18 protein-coding genes are annotated in these 18,792 nt (G+C 55.3%); 15 read left to right on the top strand and 3 right to left on the bottom strand.

All coding sequences use genetic code 11. The features are described from left to right. Position 1: 1 nt before the first annotated feature. Positions 2-214 carry a hypothetical protein gene (locus HX448_RS00440; protein ID WP_102331153.1) on the bottom strand — a complete coding sequence of 71 codons (213 nt, stop codon included), beginning with the start codon at positions 212-214 and terminating at the stop codon, positions 2-4. Here HX448_RS00440 and trkA point away from each other — a divergent pair. From trkA to holA, 6 genes are all read left to right on the top strand, one after another. Beyond that, positions 207-1,571, top strand: a complete 1,365-nt coding sequence (gene trkA / locus HX448_RS00435; RefSeq protein ID WP_102331152.1) for a Trk system potassium transporter TrkA — start codon at positions 207-209, stop codon at positions 1,569-1,571. The two genes, HX448_RS00440 and trkA, sit on opposite strands and share 8 nt — an antisense overlap. Before the next feature lie 5 nt (positions 1,572-1,576). Next, positions 1,577-3,034: a TrkH family potassium uptake protein gene (locus HX448_RS00430; protein ID WP_102331151.1), complete on the top strand. Its 1,458-nt coding sequence runs from the start codon at positions 1,577-1,579 to the stop codon at positions 3,032-3,034. 153 nt (positions 3,035-3,187) lie between these two features. Further along, positions 3,188-3,622, top strand: a complete 435-nt coding sequence (locus tag HX448_RS00425) for a universal stress protein (RefSeq protein ID WP_102331150.1) — start codon at positions 3,188-3,190, stop codon at positions 3,620-3,622. A gap of 11 nt (positions 3,623-3,633) precedes the next feature. After that, complete coding sequence (locus HX448_RS00420) at positions 3,634-4,032, top strand: potassium channel family protein (protein WP_102331149.1); 399 nt, start codon at positions 3,634-3,636, stop codon at positions 4,030-4,032. Continuing rightward, complete coding sequence (locus tag HX448_RS00415) at positions 4,033-4,701, top strand: potassium channel family protein (RefSeq protein WP_102331148.1); 669 nt, start codon at positions 4,033-4,035, stop codon at positions 4,699-4,701. A gap of 124 nt (positions 4,702-4,825) precedes the next feature. After that, a complete protein-coding gene (gene holA, locus HX448_RS00410) occupies positions 4,826-5,830 on the top strand; it encodes a DNA polymerase III subunit delta (RefSeq protein WP_102331147.1) in 1,005 nt (334 codons plus the stop codon). An 89-nt stretch (positions 5,831-5,919) separates the two neighbouring features. Here holA and HX448_RS00405 read toward each other — a convergent pair whose 3' ends face one another. Beyond that, positions 5,920-6,192, bottom strand: coding sequence for a dehalogenase (locus HX448_RS00405; RefSeq protein WP_102331146.1), 273 nt, complete (start codon positions 6,190-6,192; stop codon positions 5,920-5,922). Between the two features lie 354 nt (positions 6,193-6,546). Between HX448_RS00405 and alaS the strand changes: the two genes are divergently transcribed. From alaS to HX448_RS00365, 8 genes are all read left to right on the top strand, one after another. Then, a complete protein-coding gene (alaS, locus tag HX448_RS00400; protein ID WP_102331145.1) occupies positions 6,547-9,123 on the top strand; it encodes an alanine--tRNA ligase in 2,577 nt (858 codons plus the stop codon). A 151-nt stretch (positions 9,124-9,274) separates the two neighbouring features. Beyond that, positions 9,275-9,709, top strand: a complete 435-nt coding sequence (gene ruvX, locus HX448_RS00395; RefSeq protein WP_102331144.1) for a Holliday junction resolvase RuvX — start codon at positions 9,275-9,277, stop codon at positions 9,707-9,709. 3 nt (positions 9,710-9,712) lie between these two features. Continuing rightward, positions 9,713-10,213, top strand: a complete 501-nt coding sequence (locus HX448_RS00390) for an HPP family protein (RefSeq protein ID WP_102331143.1) — start codon at positions 9,713-9,715, stop codon at positions 10,211-10,213. A 52-nt stretch (positions 10,214-10,265) separates the two neighbouring features. Beyond that, complete coding sequence (gene tgt, locus HX448_RS00385; RefSeq protein ID WP_102331142.1) at positions 10,266-11,444, top strand: tRNA guanosine(34) transglycosylase Tgt; 1,179 nt, start codon at positions 10,266-10,268, stop codon at positions 11,442-11,444. Between the two features lie 49 nt (positions 11,445-11,493). Next, positions 11,494-11,856 (top strand): hypothetical protein, encoded by a 363-nt coding sequence (locus HX448_RS10405; protein ID WP_226846786.1) that lies wholly within the window; start codon positions 11,494-11,496, stop codon positions 11,854-11,856. Between the two features lie 5 nt (positions 11,857-11,861). Beyond that, a complete protein-coding gene (locus HX448_RS00375) occupies positions 11,862-13,004 on the top strand; it encodes an iron-containing alcohol dehydrogenase (protein ID WP_102331141.1) in 1,143 nt (380 codons plus the stop codon). Positions 13,005-13,268: 264 nt separating this feature from the next. Then, positions 13,269-15,203, top strand: coding sequence for a DNA topoisomerase (ATP-hydrolyzing) subunit B (gene gyrB / locus HX448_RS00370; RefSeq protein ID WP_226846784.1), 1,935 nt, complete (start codon positions 13,269-13,271; stop codon positions 15,201-15,203). Positions 15,204-15,379: 176 nt separating this feature from the next. Next, positions 15,380-15,958: a DedA family protein gene (locus HX448_RS00365; RefSeq protein WP_102331139.1), complete on the top strand. Its 579-nt coding sequence runs from the start codon at positions 15,380-15,382 to the stop codon at positions 15,956-15,958. Positions 15,959-15,967: 9 nt separating this feature from the next. On the opposite strand, the gene HX448_RS00360 is transcribed toward HX448_RS00365, so the two are convergent. Beyond that, complete coding sequence (locus HX448_RS00360; protein WP_104201595.1) at positions 15,968-16,348, bottom strand: hypothetical protein; 381 nt, start codon at positions 16,346-16,348, stop codon at positions 15,968-15,970. Between the two features lie 202 nt (positions 16,349-16,550). Between HX448_RS00360 and HX448_RS00355 the strand changes: the two genes are divergently transcribed. Continuing rightward, positions 16,551-18,764: a RelA/SpoT family protein gene (locus tag HX448_RS00355; RefSeq protein ID WP_102331325.1), complete on the top strand. Its 2,214-nt coding sequence runs from the start codon at positions 16,551-16,553 to the stop codon at positions 18,762-18,764. Positions 18,765-18,792: the final 28 nt, after the last annotated feature.

Here is an 18,792-nt window from a genome sequence, read left to right as displayed (position 1 = left end):
TTCAGCCTAGAATTCCTTCCCGGTAGACAAAAAATCCCAGCCCGCTTTTTGAAAGGTTCATGAAGCAGACAGCAGCCATTTCTCTGTCCCGTTCCCGTCCCGCCGATCGGGTGATCAGGGTAGTCCGCCGGCGCAGCCGCATCTCCGCATTTCTTAATTCCCTGGCAGCCTTCCTCCGTTTCGGGAGTACGCCGGGGGCGAAATAGGTGTACATTGTTATCGCCGGCGGCGGAGTCGTCGGCCTCAACATCGCCACCCTCCTTTCAGTTGAGAACCACGACGTTGTCGTCATTGAGGAATCCGGTCAGGCCTTAGAATCGATCAAGCGCCAGCTTGATGTCCGTATCGTTCAGGGCAACGCCGCCACGCCGCGCGTCCTCCGTGAAGCCGAAGCCCATCGCGCCGATCTGGTCCTTGCGGTTACCGATTCCGACGAGACCAACATGGTTGTTTGTTTCATTTCCAAGGAAATGGGAGCCGCCCGGACTGCCGCCCGTATCCGCAACCCGGATTACTCGGGTTATTTCCAAATGCCGGCCAAGAGCCCGATCGCCACCCGCCGCATCGTTCGGCCTAAGAACCTGGGCATAGACGTCTATATCAACCCCGAAGCCGAAATGGCCCGCGAGATCCTCTCCATCCTGGCGGGTTTTTATTCGACCCCTGCCGAAGAATTCGGCAGTGGGACGGTCCGGATCCGGGAGTTCAGGATCGAAGACGACAATCTTGCCGGGAAAAAACTGTCGGAAATCGCTCAGGACATTCCTTTTTTCATTGTGGCCGTCGGGCACAATGAAGGAGGAGTGATTGCCAATCCAGAGGAAATCATCCACTCCGGTGATTCCCTGTACATCGCCATACCGGCGGACCACGTCGAGCGGCTCGCCAAGCTGTTTGCCGGCGCCAAAAGACCAAACCGGAACGTCGTGGTTATCGGCGGCGGCAGCATCGGCTATCTTGTCGCCGAAGGCTTGATCCGCCAGGGCGTCCAGGTCAAGATACTTGAGCGCGATCAGGTCAGGGCTGAGGAAATAGCAACCAAGTTGGAACGTGCCCTGGTGCTTCAAGGTGAACCGACAGACCGCGATTTTCTGTTGGAACAGGGCATCAGCAAAGCTGATGCAGTAGTGTCTGTCACCCAGAACGATGAACTCAATATATTAGCGACGTTACTTGCAAAGACCTTGGGCGTATCACGGGCTCTTTCCATGATCAACAACCCGGATTTCCTGCCCCTTGCTGAAGCTGCAGGCATCGATGTTGCCGGTTCTCCCGCTATCATTACCGCCCGCAAAATCGCCCACTTCGTCCTTCGCGGTGGTGCGGTTGCAGCTTCGGTCCTGGAGAACAACACCCTGGAAGCCATTGAATTTATCGTGTCACCGAAGGCGAAGATCGTCGGAAAACCGGTGAGCGACATCCCGGTGCCCAAGAACGCTCTAATTGTGGCAGTTGTACGCGACGGGCGGCCTTCGGTTCCGCCTGATGAGTATCCTATCGATGTGGACGATCGCGTCATCGTCATGTCTACCATCCCCGCCCTCCCCGAAGTTGAGAAACTGTTCAAGTAGGCCGAATGAACTTCTCGGCAATACTCCGATACCTGGGACTCCTTACTACTGTCATCGGCGCCACGATGATGATCCCCCTGCTGGTGGCTGCAGCGTCCCATGAACTTGAAGCCGCTCCTGCCTTTGCTGTGGTCATGGGCTTGGCGGTCGTCATCGGCGGTTCGATCACACTGGCTACCAGGCGCGTTAGAACTCAACTCTCTCGCCGTGATGCGATGGTGTTGGTGGTTGGCGTTTGGATCACAGCGACGATATTTGGGGCGCTCCCTTATCTCCTTAGCGGCGTGGTTCCCAATTTCCTGGATGCCTTCTTCGAAACCATGAGCGGCTTCACAACCACCGGAGCCACGATATTCTCGAGTATCGCCGATAAACCTCACAGTATCCTCGTTTGGCGCTCTTTCACACAATGGCTCGGCGGTTTGGGCATCATTACCCTCTTCGTCTCACTATTTCCGCTTTTTGGCCTCGGGGCGTCGCGATTATTAGAAGCGGAGGCGCCGGGGGGATACGCAGGAGAACGTTTAACCTCCCGCATCCGGGATACTGCCAGAATCATCATTATTATCTATGTGTGCCTGACTGCAATTCAGATCTTATTGCTGGTATTCACTGGCCTGCCGCTGTTCGATGCCGCTACCATCGCCTTAAGCACGGTCTCCACGGGCGGCTTTGCGGCAACAAATTTGTCAATCGAAAGCTATCATAACCTGCTTGCCGAGATCATCATCATGGTATTCATGTTCCTAGGCGGGATCAATTTCGCCCTGTTTATCTGGTTGATCCTCCGCCGCCGGTGGACACGCTTCTTCGGCAACCCCGAATTGCGTTTTTGGGTCCTGATCATCTTGGTTTCGGTTGCGCTGGTCAATCTGGACCTGATCTTCAACAAAGGTTTAGGAGTGCTGGAAAGCTTCAGACAAAGCAGTTTCAATATTCTCTCTGCAAGCAGCACCACAGGGTTCACTTCCGCCAATTATGACGCTTGGCCTGGTTTTTCCCGTTCGCTCATCTTGGTTCTAATGGTTATCGGCGCTTCGGCGGGGTCCACCGCCGGCGGCCTGAAAATAATCAGGTTGATAATCCTCTTTAAATACGCCTACAGGCGAATCCTCCAGGCAATCAATCCTGCTGTCATTGTCCCACTTAAGATCGGTGACACTACGCTGCAGGAGGCGACGGTATCACGCACAATAGGCTTGACAGTGTTTTATTTCGGGTTGCTTTGGGGTGGTTTTGTCTTTATGGCAGCATTGGGGCTGCCCTTCGAGGAGGCTATCTCATCAGTGGCTTCCTGCATGAGTAGCTTCGGCCCGGGTTTCGGGGCTGTTGGTCCTTATGGCAACTTTGAGCACATACCCGGTATCGGCAAAGCAGCTTTGTGCTTTTTTATGCTGGCTGGTCGTCTTGAGATTTTCGCACTGTTGGTTTTGTTCGCTCCCCCTTTCTGGCGCCGTTACTAACAAATATCGCTTTTTATTCATTAATCGACCGAGATTTAGGGCTTAAACCGGCATCTTTTCCCAGACGGACTACAAAATGTGTCCAACTATTGCCAAGGGGTTGCGGGCCGTTTATAATAGCCTGATACATATGCGCATCCGCCTCGGCGAACTATGAATAAATTTCGCACTATACTAGTTCCTGTTGCCGGGCGGCCGGAAGACGAAGATGCCCTCGAGATGGCCTGCCAGTTGGCTCGCATAACCGGCGACGTCAAGGTCATCGTAACCAATATCATCTCGATCGACCGGTCTCTGCCGCTGGACGCCGAGGTCGAATCTGAGATCGCCAAATCTGAAGCGATTCTGGCCAGGTTTGAAAATCTTGCCAAGAAATTCAATTATCCCATCGAGACCAACCTACTGCAGGCCAGGTTGGTAGCCCCCGCCATCGTCGATGAAGCCGTAGAACAAAAAGCCGATGCCATCGTCATCGGTTCGGCCTATAAGACGCGTTTCGGTGAGTTCAGCCTGGGAGACGTGGTGCCTTACATCCTGCAGCATGCCCCGTGCCGCGTCATTCTGAACCACCGCCCGGCATCGTTGTAAGGAGTCCCGGCATGAAAGTGATTATAATGGGATGCGGACGGGTCGGTGCACAAATGGCTGCGTTATTGGACCAGGAGGGCCACAGCGTCACCACCCTGGATACCGATGCCTACAGCTTCCGCCGTTTGCCTCCCGATTTTAAGGGCGAGGCGCTCCTTGGTGACGGGTTGGATGAAGACGTCCTCCGCCGGGTTGGTATCGAGGAAGCCGATGCCTTCGTCGCCGTGACCCAGGAAGACAACCGCAACGTCATGGCCGCACAGATCGCCCAGAAGATTTTCAATGTCAAAAAGGTCGTCTGCCGCATTTACGACCCTATGCGCCGGGACCTTTATTCCGTCCTCGGCCTGGAGGCCATCAGCCCCACCACCGTCCTTGCCGAAATGCTCAAAGAGAAGCTGGAGAGCTAAATGTACATAATTATCGTCGGCGGCGGCCGGTTAGGTTATTCACTGACCAAGGCTCTTCTCGGCGAAGGCCATGAGACGCTCCTCATCGAGAAAAACGCCGACGTGTGCGAGAAGATCAACAAGGAACTGGGCAGCATCTGCCTCCGCGGCGACGCCTGTGAAACAGCCATCCAGGCGGAGGCGGGCACGGGCAGAGCTGATCTCCTTATCGCCACCACCGGCGAGGATGAGGACAACCTGGTCGCCTGTCAGGTTGCCAAATACCGCTTCAACGTGCCCCGCACCATCGCCCGCGTCCGGGTGCCCCGGAACGAACAGATCTTCAAGCAACTGGGCGTTGATGTCACCGTCAACTCCACCAATATCATCCTGGAGCGCATCGAGCACGAGGTCCCGTCGCACCCGCTGACGCATCTCTTCTGCCTTACCGGTGACAACCGGGAGATGGAGATACTGGAAATTCGCGCCGCGTCCGGCTCCGCCGCAGTGGGCAAAGCGCTTAACGAACTGCTGTTGCCCAACAAAGCGGTGTTGGGGCTGGTCATACGTAACGGGGAAAAGCCTTTTGTCCCGCGCGGCGATACGGTGTTCAAACCCGGCGATCAGATCATCGCCGTGACTCCGACCGACGCCGAGGAAGAACTGCGCCAAATATTCTCGGGCAAATGACCCGGGGCTGGTTGGGCTCTTTCCACCGATGATTTCGCCGTCTGCCGTTTTTCTTCCGTTGGCGCTGCGTTGATAGCGTCTGCCGGTGTGTTAAAATGAAGCCACTTTCCGTCAAGGAGCCGCATTGCGTTATCTACTGGCCGGGCCTGACGATTTTTCTTTGAAGCTTAAGCTCGCCTCGATCAAGGCGTCGCTCGGCGACCCCGCCGTCCTAGCTTCTGCCACCAGCGTTTTCGAAGGAGCGAAACTCAAGCCGGGAGAATTCAAGCTTACCGTCGACGCCCTACCCTTCCTCACGCCGTGCCGGCTCGTGGTGGTCACCGGCTTGCTGGCCCGTTTCTCTGCCGGCGACGGGACGCTCAAAAAAGCCTCGAAGATCGACGACCCGGAAGTTTTTGCCAGCGCCATCACCAATTCGCCGCCTTCCACCGCCATCATCCTGATCGAAACCGAGCTTTCGCGGAACAATCCGCTGTTCAAGTATCTCGCTGACAAGGTCGAAGTACACGAATTCCCGATGCTCGACAAGCCCAGGTTGAAAGAATGGATCGGGCGCCGGGTCATGGACGCCGGGGGCGCCATTACCCCAATGGCCATCAACCTGCTGGTCCAATACGTTGGCGCCGATTTGTGGGCTGTCGCCGGCGAGATCGAAAAACTGGTGCTGTTCGCCGCCGGCCGCCCGATCACCGACAACGACGTTAAGACCTTGGTCGGCTACGCCGGTGAGTCGAACATCTTCGCTCTCGTCGATGCCATCTTCGAAACGCGTTTGAAAACAGCAACCGAAACCCTCGAAAATCTCAAGGTGAAAGGCCTGTCGGCGAGTTACGTGCTGTCGATGTTGTCCCGGCAGTTGCGTCTGGTTATCCAGTACAAAGAATTAAAAAGCCGTGGCAGCAAAGATCTCGAAATCCGGAGAAAGCTGGGACTCCTGGCTGATTTCGTGTGGAAGAAGACCCAGGACCAGGCGGCGCGTTTCACTATGAGCCGATTAAAAGATGTTTATAGCCGGCTTCTCGAAGCCGATCTGGCCGCTAAGACCGGTCGCATGGATGAGGAACTCGCCCTGGATTTGCTGGTGGCCGAACTTGCCAGCGGAGCTCCTTTAACGCCAGTTTTGACATAGGTTCCTGCCGGCAGGCCTCGGCAACTCTGGACAACAAGAAGGGGGAGTCTCTCGACTCCCCCTGTGACTGCGATATTCAATTGTTGAGCTTAGGCGGTCTTCTTGTGGCGGATGACCAACTGCCAAGTGATGGCCAGGAAGATCACGGCCGGCAGACCGGTTACCAGCAGGAACATGTTGGCGGCCTTGGGTTCGAGTTCAGCCTGAGAACCGAAGTAGTTCTGGATGGTGAAGAGAAGCAGGGCCAGACCGATTATGCCGATGATCCATTCATACCAGCGGAAAGCCATGCCCTTGCTCTTCATGAAGGAGACGAGCCAGATCAGGAGAGCGCCGAGGACGAGACCGATTACCAACCACATAGACTGAGTACCTCCCTTATTATTTCCTAATTATTCCCTAACTTTTCGCTTATTATAAGCCCGTTCCCACACCTTGTCAATACCCCAGTATTCAGAGTTTTGAACGTATTTTGAAAATTATCATCAGATTTTGCCACTTATTTTTTCAAAACAACTCTTAACCTCGCCTCATTTTTGGCCCTGCAAACCGCCGGCGGACGGCGTGCTTCCAGACGTTCCCATTTCCGGTCGCTTGTGCCGGGCTGCCCTGTATCCAGGATGTATCCCAAACGTGGAACGGCTTTCATTTAATTGACATCCCCATACCCCTCCCCTACAATCTAAATCCAAACGATTTCGATAGGTGCTGATTCTATGCCTTTTACCGGTGACCAGCTTCGCGCGCTTTTCCTTGAATACTTCGCTGAAAAAGCCCACAAGATACTGCCGTCATCGTCACTCATACCCCACGGTGATCCGACACTGCTCCTGACGACAGCCGGCATGGTGCAGTTCAAACCTTACTTTTTGGGTAAGGAAAAGCCGCCGGCGTCCCGCCTTACCACGTGCCAGAAGTGCTTCCGCACCACCGATATCGATTCCGTCGGCGATGCGTCGCACCTGACCTTTTTCGAGATGCTGGGGAATTTCTCGATCGGTGACTATTTTAAAAAAGAGGCCATCGACTTCGCCTGGGAATTTGTAACTCAACGGCTGAAAATTCCGGCCGATCGTCTTTGGACCACTGTATACCTCGACGACGATGAGGCGGTGAAATTCTGGCAAGCAAAGGGAGTGCAGGACAACAGGATCGTTCGCCTCGGCGAGAAAGACAACTTCTGGGGTCCGGCGGGGGATTCCGGTCCTTGCGGCCCTTGTTCCGAGATTCATTACGACTTCGGTGAGGGCGTCGGCTGCCGCCAGCCTGATTGCGGCCCCGCCTGCAAATGCGGCCGCTTCTGCGAGATCTGGAACCTGGTGTTCGTCCAGTTCGACCAGGACAAATCGGGGAGCCGGATTCCGCTTAAAAATCCCAGCATCGATACAGGAATGGGCCTTGAGCGCCTGACCACCATCATGCAAGGCAAATCCGGAGTCTATCAGACCGACCGGTTCGATTACCTGCTCGATAAAGTGGCAACGGTTTCGGGTAAAAAATATGGTTCCAGCCCGGAGATCGACCGCGCCATGCGCATAGTGGCCGAGCATTCCCGCAGCATAACCTTCCTGATCGCCGACGGCGTCATTCCGTCGAATGAAGGCCGCGGCTACGTGCTGAGGCGGCTGCTCCGCAGAACCGCCCTGTTCGGCCGCAACCTTGGCTTGGACAAGCCCTTCATGGTGCCCCTCGTCGAGACCGTTATCGAGCGCATGAGCCCGGTCTACCCTGAACTGGCAGCCCGCCGCAACTTTATCACCGAGCTTGTTGCCCGGGAGGAGTCTCGTTTCGCCGAAACCCTAATTACCGGCATGCGCCTTCTTGAAGAAATGATGGTCTCGGAGGCAGCGTTGCTGCGCCGCAAGATCACCGGCGAACAGGCTTTCAAACTTTATGATACCTACGGGTTCCCGCTCGATCTCACCTCGGAGATATCCTCCGCGGCTGGTTTTGAAGTTGACGCTGAAGGCTTCAACTATGAAATGTCCCAACAGAAAGAGAAAGCGCGCGCTTCGCACAAGTTCGAATTGAGTAAGGAGGCGCACGCCCGCCATTCGTTCAGCACCACCTGTTTCACTGGCTACGACACCCTGTCGCAGTATGCCACCGTTGACGGTATCTTGAAAAACAACTCCAGCGCCGATGTCATCCGGGAAGGTGAGGAAGGCGGCTTGATCCTGGACAAGACCGCCTTTTACGCCGAGATGGGCGGCCAGGTCGGCGATATCGGCGAGATCACTTCAGGCGAAAGTTCGTTCATCGTCACCAATACCGTCGCTCTCTCCCCCGGCGTGGTCCTGCACCAGGGTTACCTCAGCCGGGGCGAGATCAAGATCGGTGACGAGGCGCTTGCCAGAGTCGATGTGCCGCGTCGTTACGATATCGCCCGTAACCATACTGCGACCCACCTCCTCCAGGCCGCGCTGCGAGAGGTTTTGGGTCAACACGTTCAACAAAGGGGCTCTGTGGTAGACCCTGACAGGCTGCGCTTCGACTTCTCGCACTTGAAGGCCGTTTCCGCGGAGGAGATAGCTAGCGTCGAGGACATTATTAATGAACATATTCGTGAAAATCACCCAGTAGCGGCCGTGGAAACCAGTTATCAGCAGGCCCTTAAAACCGGCGTTACCGCCCTCTTCGGTGAAAAATACGGCGAGACGGTGCGGGTTTTATCCATCGGCGCTGATCAGCAGTTATCGGCCGAACTCTGCGGCGGCACCCATATCAAGACCACAGGCGAGATTGGTTTCTTTAAGATTGTGGCCGAATCGTCGGTCGGCGCGGGACTCCGCCGCATAGAGGCCGTTACCGGCCGCGGCGCCGAAGCCTTTGTGCGCCAACAGGTCAAGCTGCTGAACGACAAGACACGGGACCTCCAGACCGAGATCGAAAATGGTAAGAGCCAGGTCGACGTTTTCAAAAAGGAGCTGGCAAGAAAAGATGCCTTATCCCTATTGTCGGCCGCCAGGCCTATCAAGGGCGGCAAACTCCTGGTGGCCGCCGTCGGTGAGGCCGACATCGATACATTGCGCGATATGGCTGATATCCTGCGTGATAGGCTGGCGCCCGCGTTGATCGTACTGGGTTCGACTTACTCCGATAAACCTGTGTTCCTTTGCGTTGTGGCGCCGGAACTGGTTTCGGTGGGCTACCATGCCGGCAGCATCATCAAGAGACTGTCGGAAATCGCCGGCGGCGGTGGTGGAGGCCGTCCCAATCTTGCCCAGGGTGGCGGCCGGGATGCGACCAAACTCGCCGCCGCGCTGGACGCAGTCAACGAATTCATCAAATAATCCCTCCGATTTTCCTCTTTCCCCGAGTGGGAGAGGAACTGAAGGTGAGGGGCGTCCCCTTTTTCAGGGGCATGGCATGCCGAGCTCGGGGCTGGGGCGATTTGAAATCTGTATAATGTTAGTATTGGTTTGTTGGTAGAATTCTCCTCCCATGCTTGAACGCATTATAGGTCTTGACGTCGGCGACAAATGGCTCGGAGTAGCCCTTTCCGATCCGATGGGCATTATCGCCCGGCCTCTGGTCGTTCTGGAACGACGCGACGAAGTTTCCGACGCCGAGACAGTGGCCAAACTGGTCAATGAATATCGCGCCGGCAAGGTCGTGATCGGATTGCCTCGCCTCCTCACCGGCCATATAGGCTCCCAGGCCGAGCACGTTCAGCATTTTGCCGGCCGGATCGCTTCCATGACCGATGTTCCGGTACTTTTCCAGGACGAGCGGTTCTCCACCGCCGACGCCCAGGAGATCATGAAAGCCAACCGCAAGAAGAAAAAGACTTTTTTCAAAGAGCGCGATGACGCGGTGGCCGCGGCCGTCATCCTCCAGGATTTCCTGGACGAAAACCGGCCCGCATCTGGTGTCTGATATATGGAAATCCTTGATCCGCATTTTAAAAAGAACCCCTGGGCTTACATCGTCCAGAGCATCTTAGCCCTGGCTACCTTTTTCGTCGTTCTTCTCTTTGTCGAAAAAGTTACGCAGGTGGTTATCGTAGCGGCCTTGGGTGCTAGCACCTTTATCGTTTTCTCGATGCCCCACACCATGACCGCTCGCCCCCGGCGTCTTATCGGCGGCCATACCGTCGGTTTAATTTCAGGCACTGTCTCCCATTTATTGTTCGTCGACAGTCTTTCAGTCAATATTAATGAATCGACGGTGCTACTGGCCTTGACATTTGCCTGCGCCATTGCTCTTTCAATGTTTCTCATGGCTGTTACCAATACGGAGCATCCCCCTGCCGCCGCTACCTCCATCGGTCTTCTCTTAGCTGGATTGAGTTGGGCGCCCATTTTGTTCGTCCTTCTTTTCGCAGGACTGCTTTCGATAATTCACTATGTGCTTCGACGCTACCTGATAAACCTTTTTTAAGAAATTATCATCTTGGATTGTTGAAAATCCTGCTTCTTGATAGGATGCATTAATGACTGAATTTTCTTTCCTGCTCGAAAAATCTGGCGCCGCCCGCGCCGGGATCCTGACGACTCCCCACGCCGCCGTCGAAACCCCCTGTTTCATGCCGGTGGGCTCCCAGGCGACGGTTAAAACGCTCACGCCCGACGAGATCAAAGACCTCGGGTATCAACTGATCTTGGCTAACAACTACCACCTTTACCTCCGCCCCGGCACCGATGTCATTGCTCGTTATGGCGGGGTCCATAAGTTCATGGGCTGGGACGGAGCCCTGTTGACCGATTCCGGGGGCTACCAGGTGTTTTCACTGTCACCTCTCCGGAAAATGTCAGATGAAGGTGTTACTTTCCGCTCTCATCTCGATGGCTCGGAGCACTTCTTCAGCCCGGAACTGGCTATTAAGTATCAGGAGATTTTCGGCGCCGATATCATCATGGCCCTCGACGAGTGCCCTCCCGTGGAAGCCTCCCGCGAGGTCATCGAATCCGCCGTGAAACGCACCCAGGCTTGGGCAGGCCGTTGTAAAACCGCCAAGACTCGTCCCGACCAGGCATTATTCCCAATTGTGCAGGGTGGACTCCACGCCGATCTCCGCCGCCGTTCCGCAGAAGGCTTGATCGATGCCGACTTCCCGGGCTACGCCATCGGTGGCCTGGCCATCGGCGAGAGCAAGGACCAGACGGTCGAGATCACCGCCGCCACTAGCGATGTCCTGCCGGTTGACAAACCCCGCTACCTGATGGGCGTTGGTTCCCCGGAGGATATTGTTCGCGGGGTCGAGGTAGGCATTGACATGTTCGATTCCGCCCTACCGACCCGCGTCGCCAGAAACGGCGCATTGTTCACCCGGGCCGGCCGCATCGATATCGCCAACGCCCGCTATGAAGGCGAAAGAAACCCCATCGAAATAGATTGCAGCTGCTACACCTGCTGTAATTTTTCTGCCGGCTATATTCATCACCTTTTCCGAACCAAGGAATTACTGGCCTACCGCCTCGCCACGATACACAACCTTTTTTTCATGAACAAACTGATGGCCAATATCCGCCAGGCTATCCTCGAAGAGCGCTACGCTGACTTTTCCCGCACCTTCCTTTCGGACTACAAGCCGACCGATGAAGCGGTTCGCCTTTCCCAGAAGCGCCAGTGGCTCAAGGACCGCAACCAGCCGCAGGGGCACGGTATATAGTGCCCGTGCAGTGTAAATGACGAGAATGAGTGCATTCACGAAAACCGAATTGGAATCAGCCCAAAAGGCGCTGTTTTCAGCGATTCGTAAAAGCGAGAAAGTTCAGGCAACACTTTCCCAAAAACAGCCTCCCCGCACCCCTCAATTAACGATGGTTTCTCAAAGGCTCAAAGTCCTTCGATTGTCGTCATCACTAATAGCCAGAATGCCGAAGCAGGATATCACCGAAAATTATCCCAGAGAAGATTTAGAAGAAGCTCTCCGAACTTTACCATTGATAATTCGTCAGATTGAGAAAATTCAGCCAAACTTCAAGGAAGGTTCTTCCCAATACACGTTGGCGGTAAGAAGGATCAAGGCATTCAATATCGCGATCGCATTAATTGAAAGAGAATTAGCCACGGAAAGGTAAGTTTAATGTCTGTCACCGAATTTAATCTCCCTACCCGTCTCATCTTCGGCGAGGGGACCTTCGCCCGCCTGGGCGATGAAGCGGCCAAATTTGGCCGTCGTGCCATGATAGTGTCAGGCCAGAAAACGATGCGTAGGCTCGGTCTTTTGGATAAGGCCGCCGACATGCTCGAGAGTGCCGGTTTAGAGGTCATCCTCTTCGACAAAGTCGAACCCAATCCCCGCGCCTCCACCATCGATCAGGGAGCGGCGATTGCCCGCGGCGAAAAAATCGATGTTGTCATTGCCCTGGGCGGCGGCTCCGCCATGGACGCATCAAAGGGTGTTGCCCTCGCCTCGGCTGGCGATAAGTCCATCTGGCATTACATCACCACCCGTGATAACCCGCCCGGCAAAGTACCTTCATTGATCATGGTGCCGACTGTTTCCGCCTCCGGTTCTGAAGTCAACTCTGCCGCCGTCATCACCAATTGGACTACCCATCAAAAAAGCGTCGTATCGCGCTCTTCATTGCTACCTAAAATCGCTATTGTTGATCCGGAACTCACTTCATCACTCCCCCTGGCGCCGACCCTGGCTGGCGGCGTCGACATCTTCTGCCATGCCGTCGAGCCTTACATAACTGCCTCCCACCCCGAACCCCTGAACGACGGCTGGCGCGAGGCGATGCTCCGGACCGTTGTCAAATATCTCCCGATCGTAAAAGCCGACCTGCGCAACAGGGAGGCCCGCCGCGCCCTGGCCTGGGCTTCCACCATGGCCTGTTCCTCTTTCGCCAGTCTTGGCGGCGGCGATGGTTCCATGACTCTCCACGGCATTGAACACCCTCTTTCCGGCTTATATGACATCCCCCACGGTGAAGGGTTGGTAGCCCTCCTTCCGGCCTGGCTTGCCGATCTGTCTCGCGAGAGAGCCGATCGAATTTGCCTGCTTGGCGAGCGGGTTTTTGGCGCAAGCGATGGACAGAAAGCCGTTGAAGATTGGCTGAAAAACATTGGCATGCGTCTTCGATTAGAAAACCTCGGCGTATCTAAAGATAGATTTTCGGACCTTGCGCGCCTTGCTAAGGTGTCCTCACCATGGATTAAGAACAATCCGACTCCTCTCGAGCAGGAAGACATCGAGCGTATTTATCGCATGGCATGGTAACACTTTCCTCCAATACATCCTCGCCGAGTCCGAAGCGACGGCAATGTCGTTGCGAGGAGCGAAACGACGAAGCAATCTGCGGTTGGAAACCTTCGTTCCAAATTGATCGCTGACAGCTGACTGCTGACAATCTAAACTTTGCCTCCCTCCCCTTTAAAATGGTATAATTCAACAGCTAGAAGCGCATGAAATTCGAACGCAGAGTTACGCCGCCGATCGTTTCGATGGCGGCCTTTTCTTTATTAAAATCCCTTTAAGGCAGTGATGATGGAAAACAATCATTTAGACGACACCGACGCTGAAAAAGCGGCATCTTATACGGCTGAAGACATCCAGGTTCTCGGCGGTCGCGAGGCCGTTCGCAAGCGCCCGGGCATGTATATCGGCTCCACCGATTACCGCGGTCTGCATCACCTCGTTTATGAAATCGTTTACAACTCGGTCGACGAGGCCATGGCCGGCTACTGCGACAAGATCGAGGTCACGATCAACCCTGACCAGTCGGTCACTGTCGAAGATAACGGGCGCGGCATCCCGGTTGGCATTCACAAGACCACTGGCGTCTCCGCCCTGGAAACGGTCATGACCGTCCTCCACGCCGGTGCCAAATTCGGCGGCAAAACCTACCAGGTCTCCGGCGGCCTCCACGGCGTCGGCGCCTCGGTGGTCAACGCCCTGTCCGAATGGGTCCGCGTCGAGGTCAAGCAGGATGGCAAACTCTATCGCCAGGAATACCGCCAGGGCATCCCGGTCGCCCCTGTCGCCGTAGTCGGCGAGTCGTGCGGCACCGGTACCATTACCAGTTTCAAATACGATCCGAAGATCTTTGACGATTCAGTTTACGAGTATAAGACCCTAGCCGAGCGAATCCGCGAGATCGCCTATCTGAATAAAGGCCTCGAAATATCCCTGGTTGATAAACGTGGCGACGTCGAGGAAACATTCTATTTCGAGGGCGGCCTTACCGGGTTTGTCCGCCATTTGAACCATAACCGCGGCGTCATCAACCGCATGCCGATCTCGATCTACAAAAAGGCGGATCCCACCATCGTCGAAGTCGCCATGCAGTACAACGACGGCTACTCCGAAACCAGTTTTTCCTTTGCCAACTGCATCAACACCCAGGATGGCGGTACCCATTTAACCGGCTTCCGCTCCGCCCTGACCCGCGTCCTGAACGATTACGCCTCAAAGAACAAGCTGGTCAAGGAGTCTGATCCGTCTATTTCGGGCGAGGACTCCCGGGAGGGCTTGGTCTCCATCGTTTCCGTGAAGCTCTCCGAACCACAATTTGAAGGCCAGACCAAGGGCAAGCTCGGCAACGCCGAAATGAAGAGCATCGTCGAAAGCGCCGTACTCGACCAGTTGACTCTTTATTTTGAAGAACACCCGGATGATGCCAAAAAGATCATTGACAAGGTTCTTACCTCTGCCCGCGCCCGGGAAGCCGCCCGCCAGGCCCGGGACCTCATTATCAAGAAGAACTCCCTCGATGGTGGCACCCTGCCCGGCAAGCTGGCCGATTGTTCGGAGAAAGAGCCCTCGCTGTGCGAGCTTTTCCTGGTGGAAGGTGACTCCGCCGGCGGCTCCGCCAAGCAAGGCCGCAACCGTCGTTTCCAGGCCATCCTGCCCCTCCGCGGTAAGATCCTGAACGTAGAAAAAGCCGCGCCTGACAAGATGTTGTCCCACGAGGAAATCCGGGCTATCATCACCGCCCTGGGAGCCGGCATCGACGATGATTTTGACCACAATAAATTGCGCTACCACCGTATCGTCCTGATGACCGATGCCGACGTTGACGGCGCTCATATCCGCACCCTGTTACTGACCTTCTTCTTCCGGCACATGATCAAGCTCATCGCTGGCGGCGGCCTATACATCGCCCAGCCGCCCCTCTACCGCATCAAGCAGGGACAGAACGAACGCTGGGTTTACTCCGACAACGAAAAAGCGGAGGCTTTAAAAGAGTTCAAGGGCAAGAACGTGGACATTCAGCGCTACAAGGGTCTTGGCGAAATGTCCGCCGAGCAGCTCTGGAACACCACTATGAACCCCGCCTCCCGCACCTTGTTGACCGTTGAAGTCCAGGACGCCGCCCGCGCCGACGCCACATTCAACCTCCTTATGGGTGACGAGGTCCCGCCGCGGAAGGCGTTCATCCAGGCGCACGCTCAACACGTCAAGAACCTGGATATCTAATCTCATCGCCCACGGCCTCGTGGGAGAGGATTAAGGTGAGGGCTGGAGAATCCCAACAACTGAGGCTCTCGATTAGATAATTGTTCTGCTTTTTCGGTACAATCATCGGCTAGCAGGCTTTTGGAGGCTCTCTGGAACAGGCAATCCTCGATTTTATCCGCAGCGCCTATGATGCCATGGGGTGGGGTGGCGTTTTTGTTCTTATGGCTATCGAGAGCGCCTGTATTCCGCTGCCCAGCGAGATCATCATGCCCCTTGCCGGTTGGATGCTCGTTGCCGACAAAGGCCTCGGCTGGGAATATATACTTCTTATCGGTTTGATTGGCGCCATGGGCAATTTGGCGGGTTCTGGAGTTGCCTACTGGGCAGGTGCCAGGTTCGGCAGGGGCTTCCTTGAGCACTACGGCAAATACTTTTTGATAACTTCAGAGGAAATAGCCCGGACCGACCATTGGTTTCAAAAATACGGCGATGTCACCGCCTTTTTCTCCCGCTTATTGCCCGCCGTCCGTACCTTCATCAGCCTGCCTGCCGGCATCGCCCGCATGAATCTGAAGCGGTTTTTCGCCTTTTCGTTCCTCGGGGCATTGCCCTGGTCGACCGGTTTAGCCTGGGGCGGCTACCTCCTGGGCCAGAATTGGGAAAAAATCCGCGAGGTCATGCGGCCATTCGATATCCCGATCGTTATTGCCGGGGTCGGGCTTGTTGTGTGGTTCATTTGGAGCCGGGTGAGGAAAATCAGGGCAGAACGGTGATCTGCCGGATTAACGATTGGTTTTATCAGCCGATCCGCGGGCTTTTACCAGCACTCTTAAGCCGACTATCAGCAACACAATTCCTGGGATACCGAGGAAAAATATCCACGCCAAATCTTCCATTAGCCCTTCGCTATTCCCCGCCAGGAAACGGGCAAGTGTGACTAAAAATAAAGCCGCCCAAAGGATTGGTACCAGGGCGGGATGAATCTCGTGCGCCGCATAGCTTAAAAGTAGCGCTCCTCCAACCCCCAATAAAACCGTCACCACACCCATCAAAGTCTCTATAGGGCCGGTGAAATAAATTCCATAGTCCATCACTGGCCACACTAAAGCTAGGATCAAAATTCCTACTGTTGTCGAGATTAATATCTTATGAATTCTTTTCATCTGAACAAATTCGGATGAATTATAACACTGGATTCAATCCCGGCTGTGGTTCAACGTTCGTTTCCCGTTTTGGATTTTGATTTTTATCATTTGGATTTATTTAGGATTTAGTATTAGATATTAGGATTTTGCTTTATGTACCTTGCTGACAGCTGTCGGCATTTACGCTATACTTAAGCATTCGTCACTTTATGGTAAATTCATGGAAGTAACCACCCTCTTAGAAGCTACCACCCGCTACCTGCCCACGGAAAAAGTCGAGTTGATAAGATCGGCTTATGACTTCGCGGCCAAAGCCCATGAAGGCCAGACCCGCAAGAGCGGCGAACCTTTCATCGAGCACCCTCTCTCCGTCGCCTTGACCCTTGCTGAGCTTCAGCTAGATTCCACGGCGATCAAAGCCGCTTTGCTCCACGACGTTCCCGAGGACTCCACGATACCCCTGAGTAAAATCGAGGAGCTTTTCGGCAAGGACGTCGCCAAGCTTGTCGACGGGGTCACCAAGCTGGCCAAACTGCAACTGGCTGCCCCGGGCGAGACGCGTTTTTCCGGTAACACTACGTACGAACGGCAAGCCGAGAACCTCCGCAAGATGCTCGTGGCCATGGCAGAAGACCTCCGTGTCGTCTTCATCAAGCTTGCCGACCGGCTTCACAACATGCGAACCCTGGATGCCATGCCGCCGGAGAACCAGAAGGCTACCGCCCGCGAAACTCTCGAGATTTACGCTCCCCTCGCCCACCGCCTCGGCATCTGGGAAATAAAGTGGCAGCTTGAGGACCTCGCCTTCCGATTCCTAGAGCCCACCGAATACAAGTCCCTGGCCAGGCTTATCTCATCCAAACGGACTGAACGCGAGGAGTTCATTAATAAGGTTATCGAGGTTTTACGGGGCGAATTCGAAAAATCCGGCCTAAAAGCCGAGATCACAGGACGCGCCAAGCACATCTATTCTCTGCACCAGAAGGCAGAAAAATACACCGCCCAAGGACGCCAGATAGACGAGATTTACGACCTTTTAGCCATCAGGGTGCTGGTCAATTCGGTCCGGGAGTGTTACACCGCCCTGGGGACGGTACATGCCATCTGGCACCCCATTCCGAGCACCTTTGACGACTATATCGCCAATCCCAAGCCTAACGGCTACCAGTCCCTCCACACCGGGGTGGTTTCGGTCGGCGGCACCCCTCTCGAGATCCAGATCCGGACTTATGAGATGCACCGCCTGGCGGAATATGGCGTCGCCGCCCATTGGCGCTACAAGGAAGGCGAAAAAGCCGCGGTAAAGTCCGAAGACCGCATCTCCTGGCTGCGGCAGCTTGTCGACTGGCACCGCGACCTGTCGGGCGCCGAGGAGTTCCTTGAATCGGTCAAGACCGATATCTTCAACGACCAGGTATTCGTTTTCACCCCCGGCGGCGAAATTAAAGATTTGCCCAAGGGTGCCACGCCTCTCGATTTCGCCTATCGCGTCCACACTGAGCTCGGCCACCGCTGCGTCGGCGCCAAGATCAACGGCAAATTGGTCGGCTTGGATTATCGTCTCAGGAATGGCGATGTCGTTGAGATCGTCACTACCAAGAAAGACAAGGGCCCTTCACGGGACTGGCTGAATCCCAACCTCGGCTACGTGAAAACTTCTCATGCCATAACCAAGATCCGCCAGTGGTTCAAGAAGCAGGAGCGGACTGAAAACATCGAAAAAGGCCGGGAGCAGTTGGAGAAGGAGTTCCGCCATCTCGGCATCAAGATCCCCGAACTGAAGAGCCTGGCCCACCAGAACAACTACGAAAACGTCGACGAATTCTACGCCGCCATCGGTTACGGCGGTTTGTCGGCCCACACCATCGCCATGGCCCAGATCGCCGCCTCGGAGGGGCCGAAGCCTGTTGTAGAGCCCAGCGCTCTCCCGGTTTCAGCCCCGTCTTCGTCTGGCAAAGGCCCGACGTCTGGCGTTTCAGTCATGGGCATCGGCGACATCGTCTCCAAGATCGCCGGCTGCTGCCATCCTATTCCCGGCGAGGATATCATCGGCTATGTCACCCGTTCCCAGGGGGTCACCATCCATCGGACCGACTGCTACAATGTCCTCAAGGAAGAAGAACCCGAGCGCTTGATCCCTGTCCAGTGGGGTACCGCCGACCAGCTTTACCCAACCCGTCTCCAGATATTGGCCTGGGACAGGGTCGGCCTGGTGCGCGATATTTCTACTCTGATCGCGGATGAAAAGATCAATATCACCGGCATGACCGTAGCCGAGAGCCCCGACCGTGTGACCGCCATCAGCCTGGACATCGAGACCAAGGGACTGACCCAACTGGCCCGCCTGATCTCGAAAATGGAAGGTGTCAAGGGCGTCACTTCGGTCAGCCGCCTCGGAGAGGAAGTTCGCACCGGTAAACCCACCTGGCCTTAACCCTTCAATTTTTTCACCGGGAGTTCCA

It is taken from the genome of Dehalogenimonas etheniformans (assembly GCF_014672715.2).
GTDB classification, from domain to species: Bacteria; Chloroflexota; Dehalococcoidia; order Dehalococcoidales; family Dehalococcoidaceae; genus Dehalogenimonas; species Dehalogenimonas etheniformans.
This window is presented reverse-complemented; position numbering and strand designations above follow the sequence as displayed.

What these genes read in the sequence shown, in the direction of transcription:
- HX448_RS00440 (WP_102331153.1), bottom strand. Translation starts at nt 214, where the DNA reads ATGTACACCTATTTCGCCCCCGGCGTACTCCCGAAACGGAGGAAGGCT.
- HX448_RS00430 (WP_102331151.1), top strand. Translation starts at nt 1,577, where the DNA reads ATGAACTTCTCGGCAATACTCCGATACCTGGGACTCCTTACTACTGTC.
- HX448_RS00425 (WP_102331150.1), top strand. Translation starts at nt 3,188, where the DNA reads ATGAATAAATTTCGCACTATACTAGTTCCTGTTGCCGGGCGGCCGGAA.
- HX448_RS00420 (WP_102331149.1), top strand. Translation starts at nt 3,634, where the DNA reads ATGAAAGTGATTATAATGGGATGCGGACGGGTCGGTGCACAAATGGCT.
- HX448_RS00415 (WP_102331148.1), top strand. Translation starts at nt 4,033, where the DNA reads ATGTACATAATTATCGTCGGCGGCGGCCGGTTAGGTTATTCACTGACC.
- HX448_RS00405 (WP_102331146.1), bottom strand. Translation starts at nt 6,192, where the DNA reads ATGTGGTTGGTAATCGGTCTCGTCCTCGGCGCTCTCCTGATCTGGCTC.
- alaS (WP_102331145.1), top strand. Translation starts at nt 6,547, where the DNA reads ATGCCTTTTACCGGTGACCAGCTTCGCGCGCTTTTCCTTGAATACTTC.
- ruvX (WP_102331144.1), top strand. Translation starts at nt 9,275, where the DNA reads ATGCTTGAACGCATTATAGGTCTTGACGTCGGCGACAAATGGCTCGGA.
- HX448_RS00390 (WP_102331143.1), top strand. Translation starts at nt 9,713, where the DNA reads ATGGAAATCCTTGATCCGCATTTTAAAAAGAACCCCTGGGCTTACATC.
- tgt (WP_102331142.1), top strand. Translation starts at nt 10,266, where the DNA reads ATGACTGAATTTTCTTTCCTGCTCGAAAAATCTGGCGCCGCCCGCGCC.
- HX448_RS00375 (WP_102331141.1), top strand. Translation starts at nt 11,862, where the DNA reads ATGTCTGTCACCGAATTTAATCTCCCTACCCGTCTCATCTTCGGCGAG.
- gyrB (WP_226846784.1), top strand. Translation starts at nt 13,269, where the DNA reads ATGATGGAAAACAATCATTTAGACGACACCGACGCTGAAAAAGCGGCA.
- HX448_RS00365 (WP_102331139.1), top strand. Translation starts at nt 15,380, where the DNA reads ATGGGGTGGGGTGGCGTTTTTGTTCTTATGGCTATCGAGAGCGCCTGT.
- HX448_RS00360 (WP_104201595.1), bottom strand. Translation starts at nt 16,348, where the DNA reads ATGAAAAGAATTCATAAGATATTAATCTCGACAACAGTAGGAATTTTG.
- HX448_RS00355 (WP_102331325.1), top strand. Translation starts at nt 16,551, where the DNA reads ATGGAAGTAACCACCCTCTTAGAAGCTACCACCCGCTACCTGCCCACG.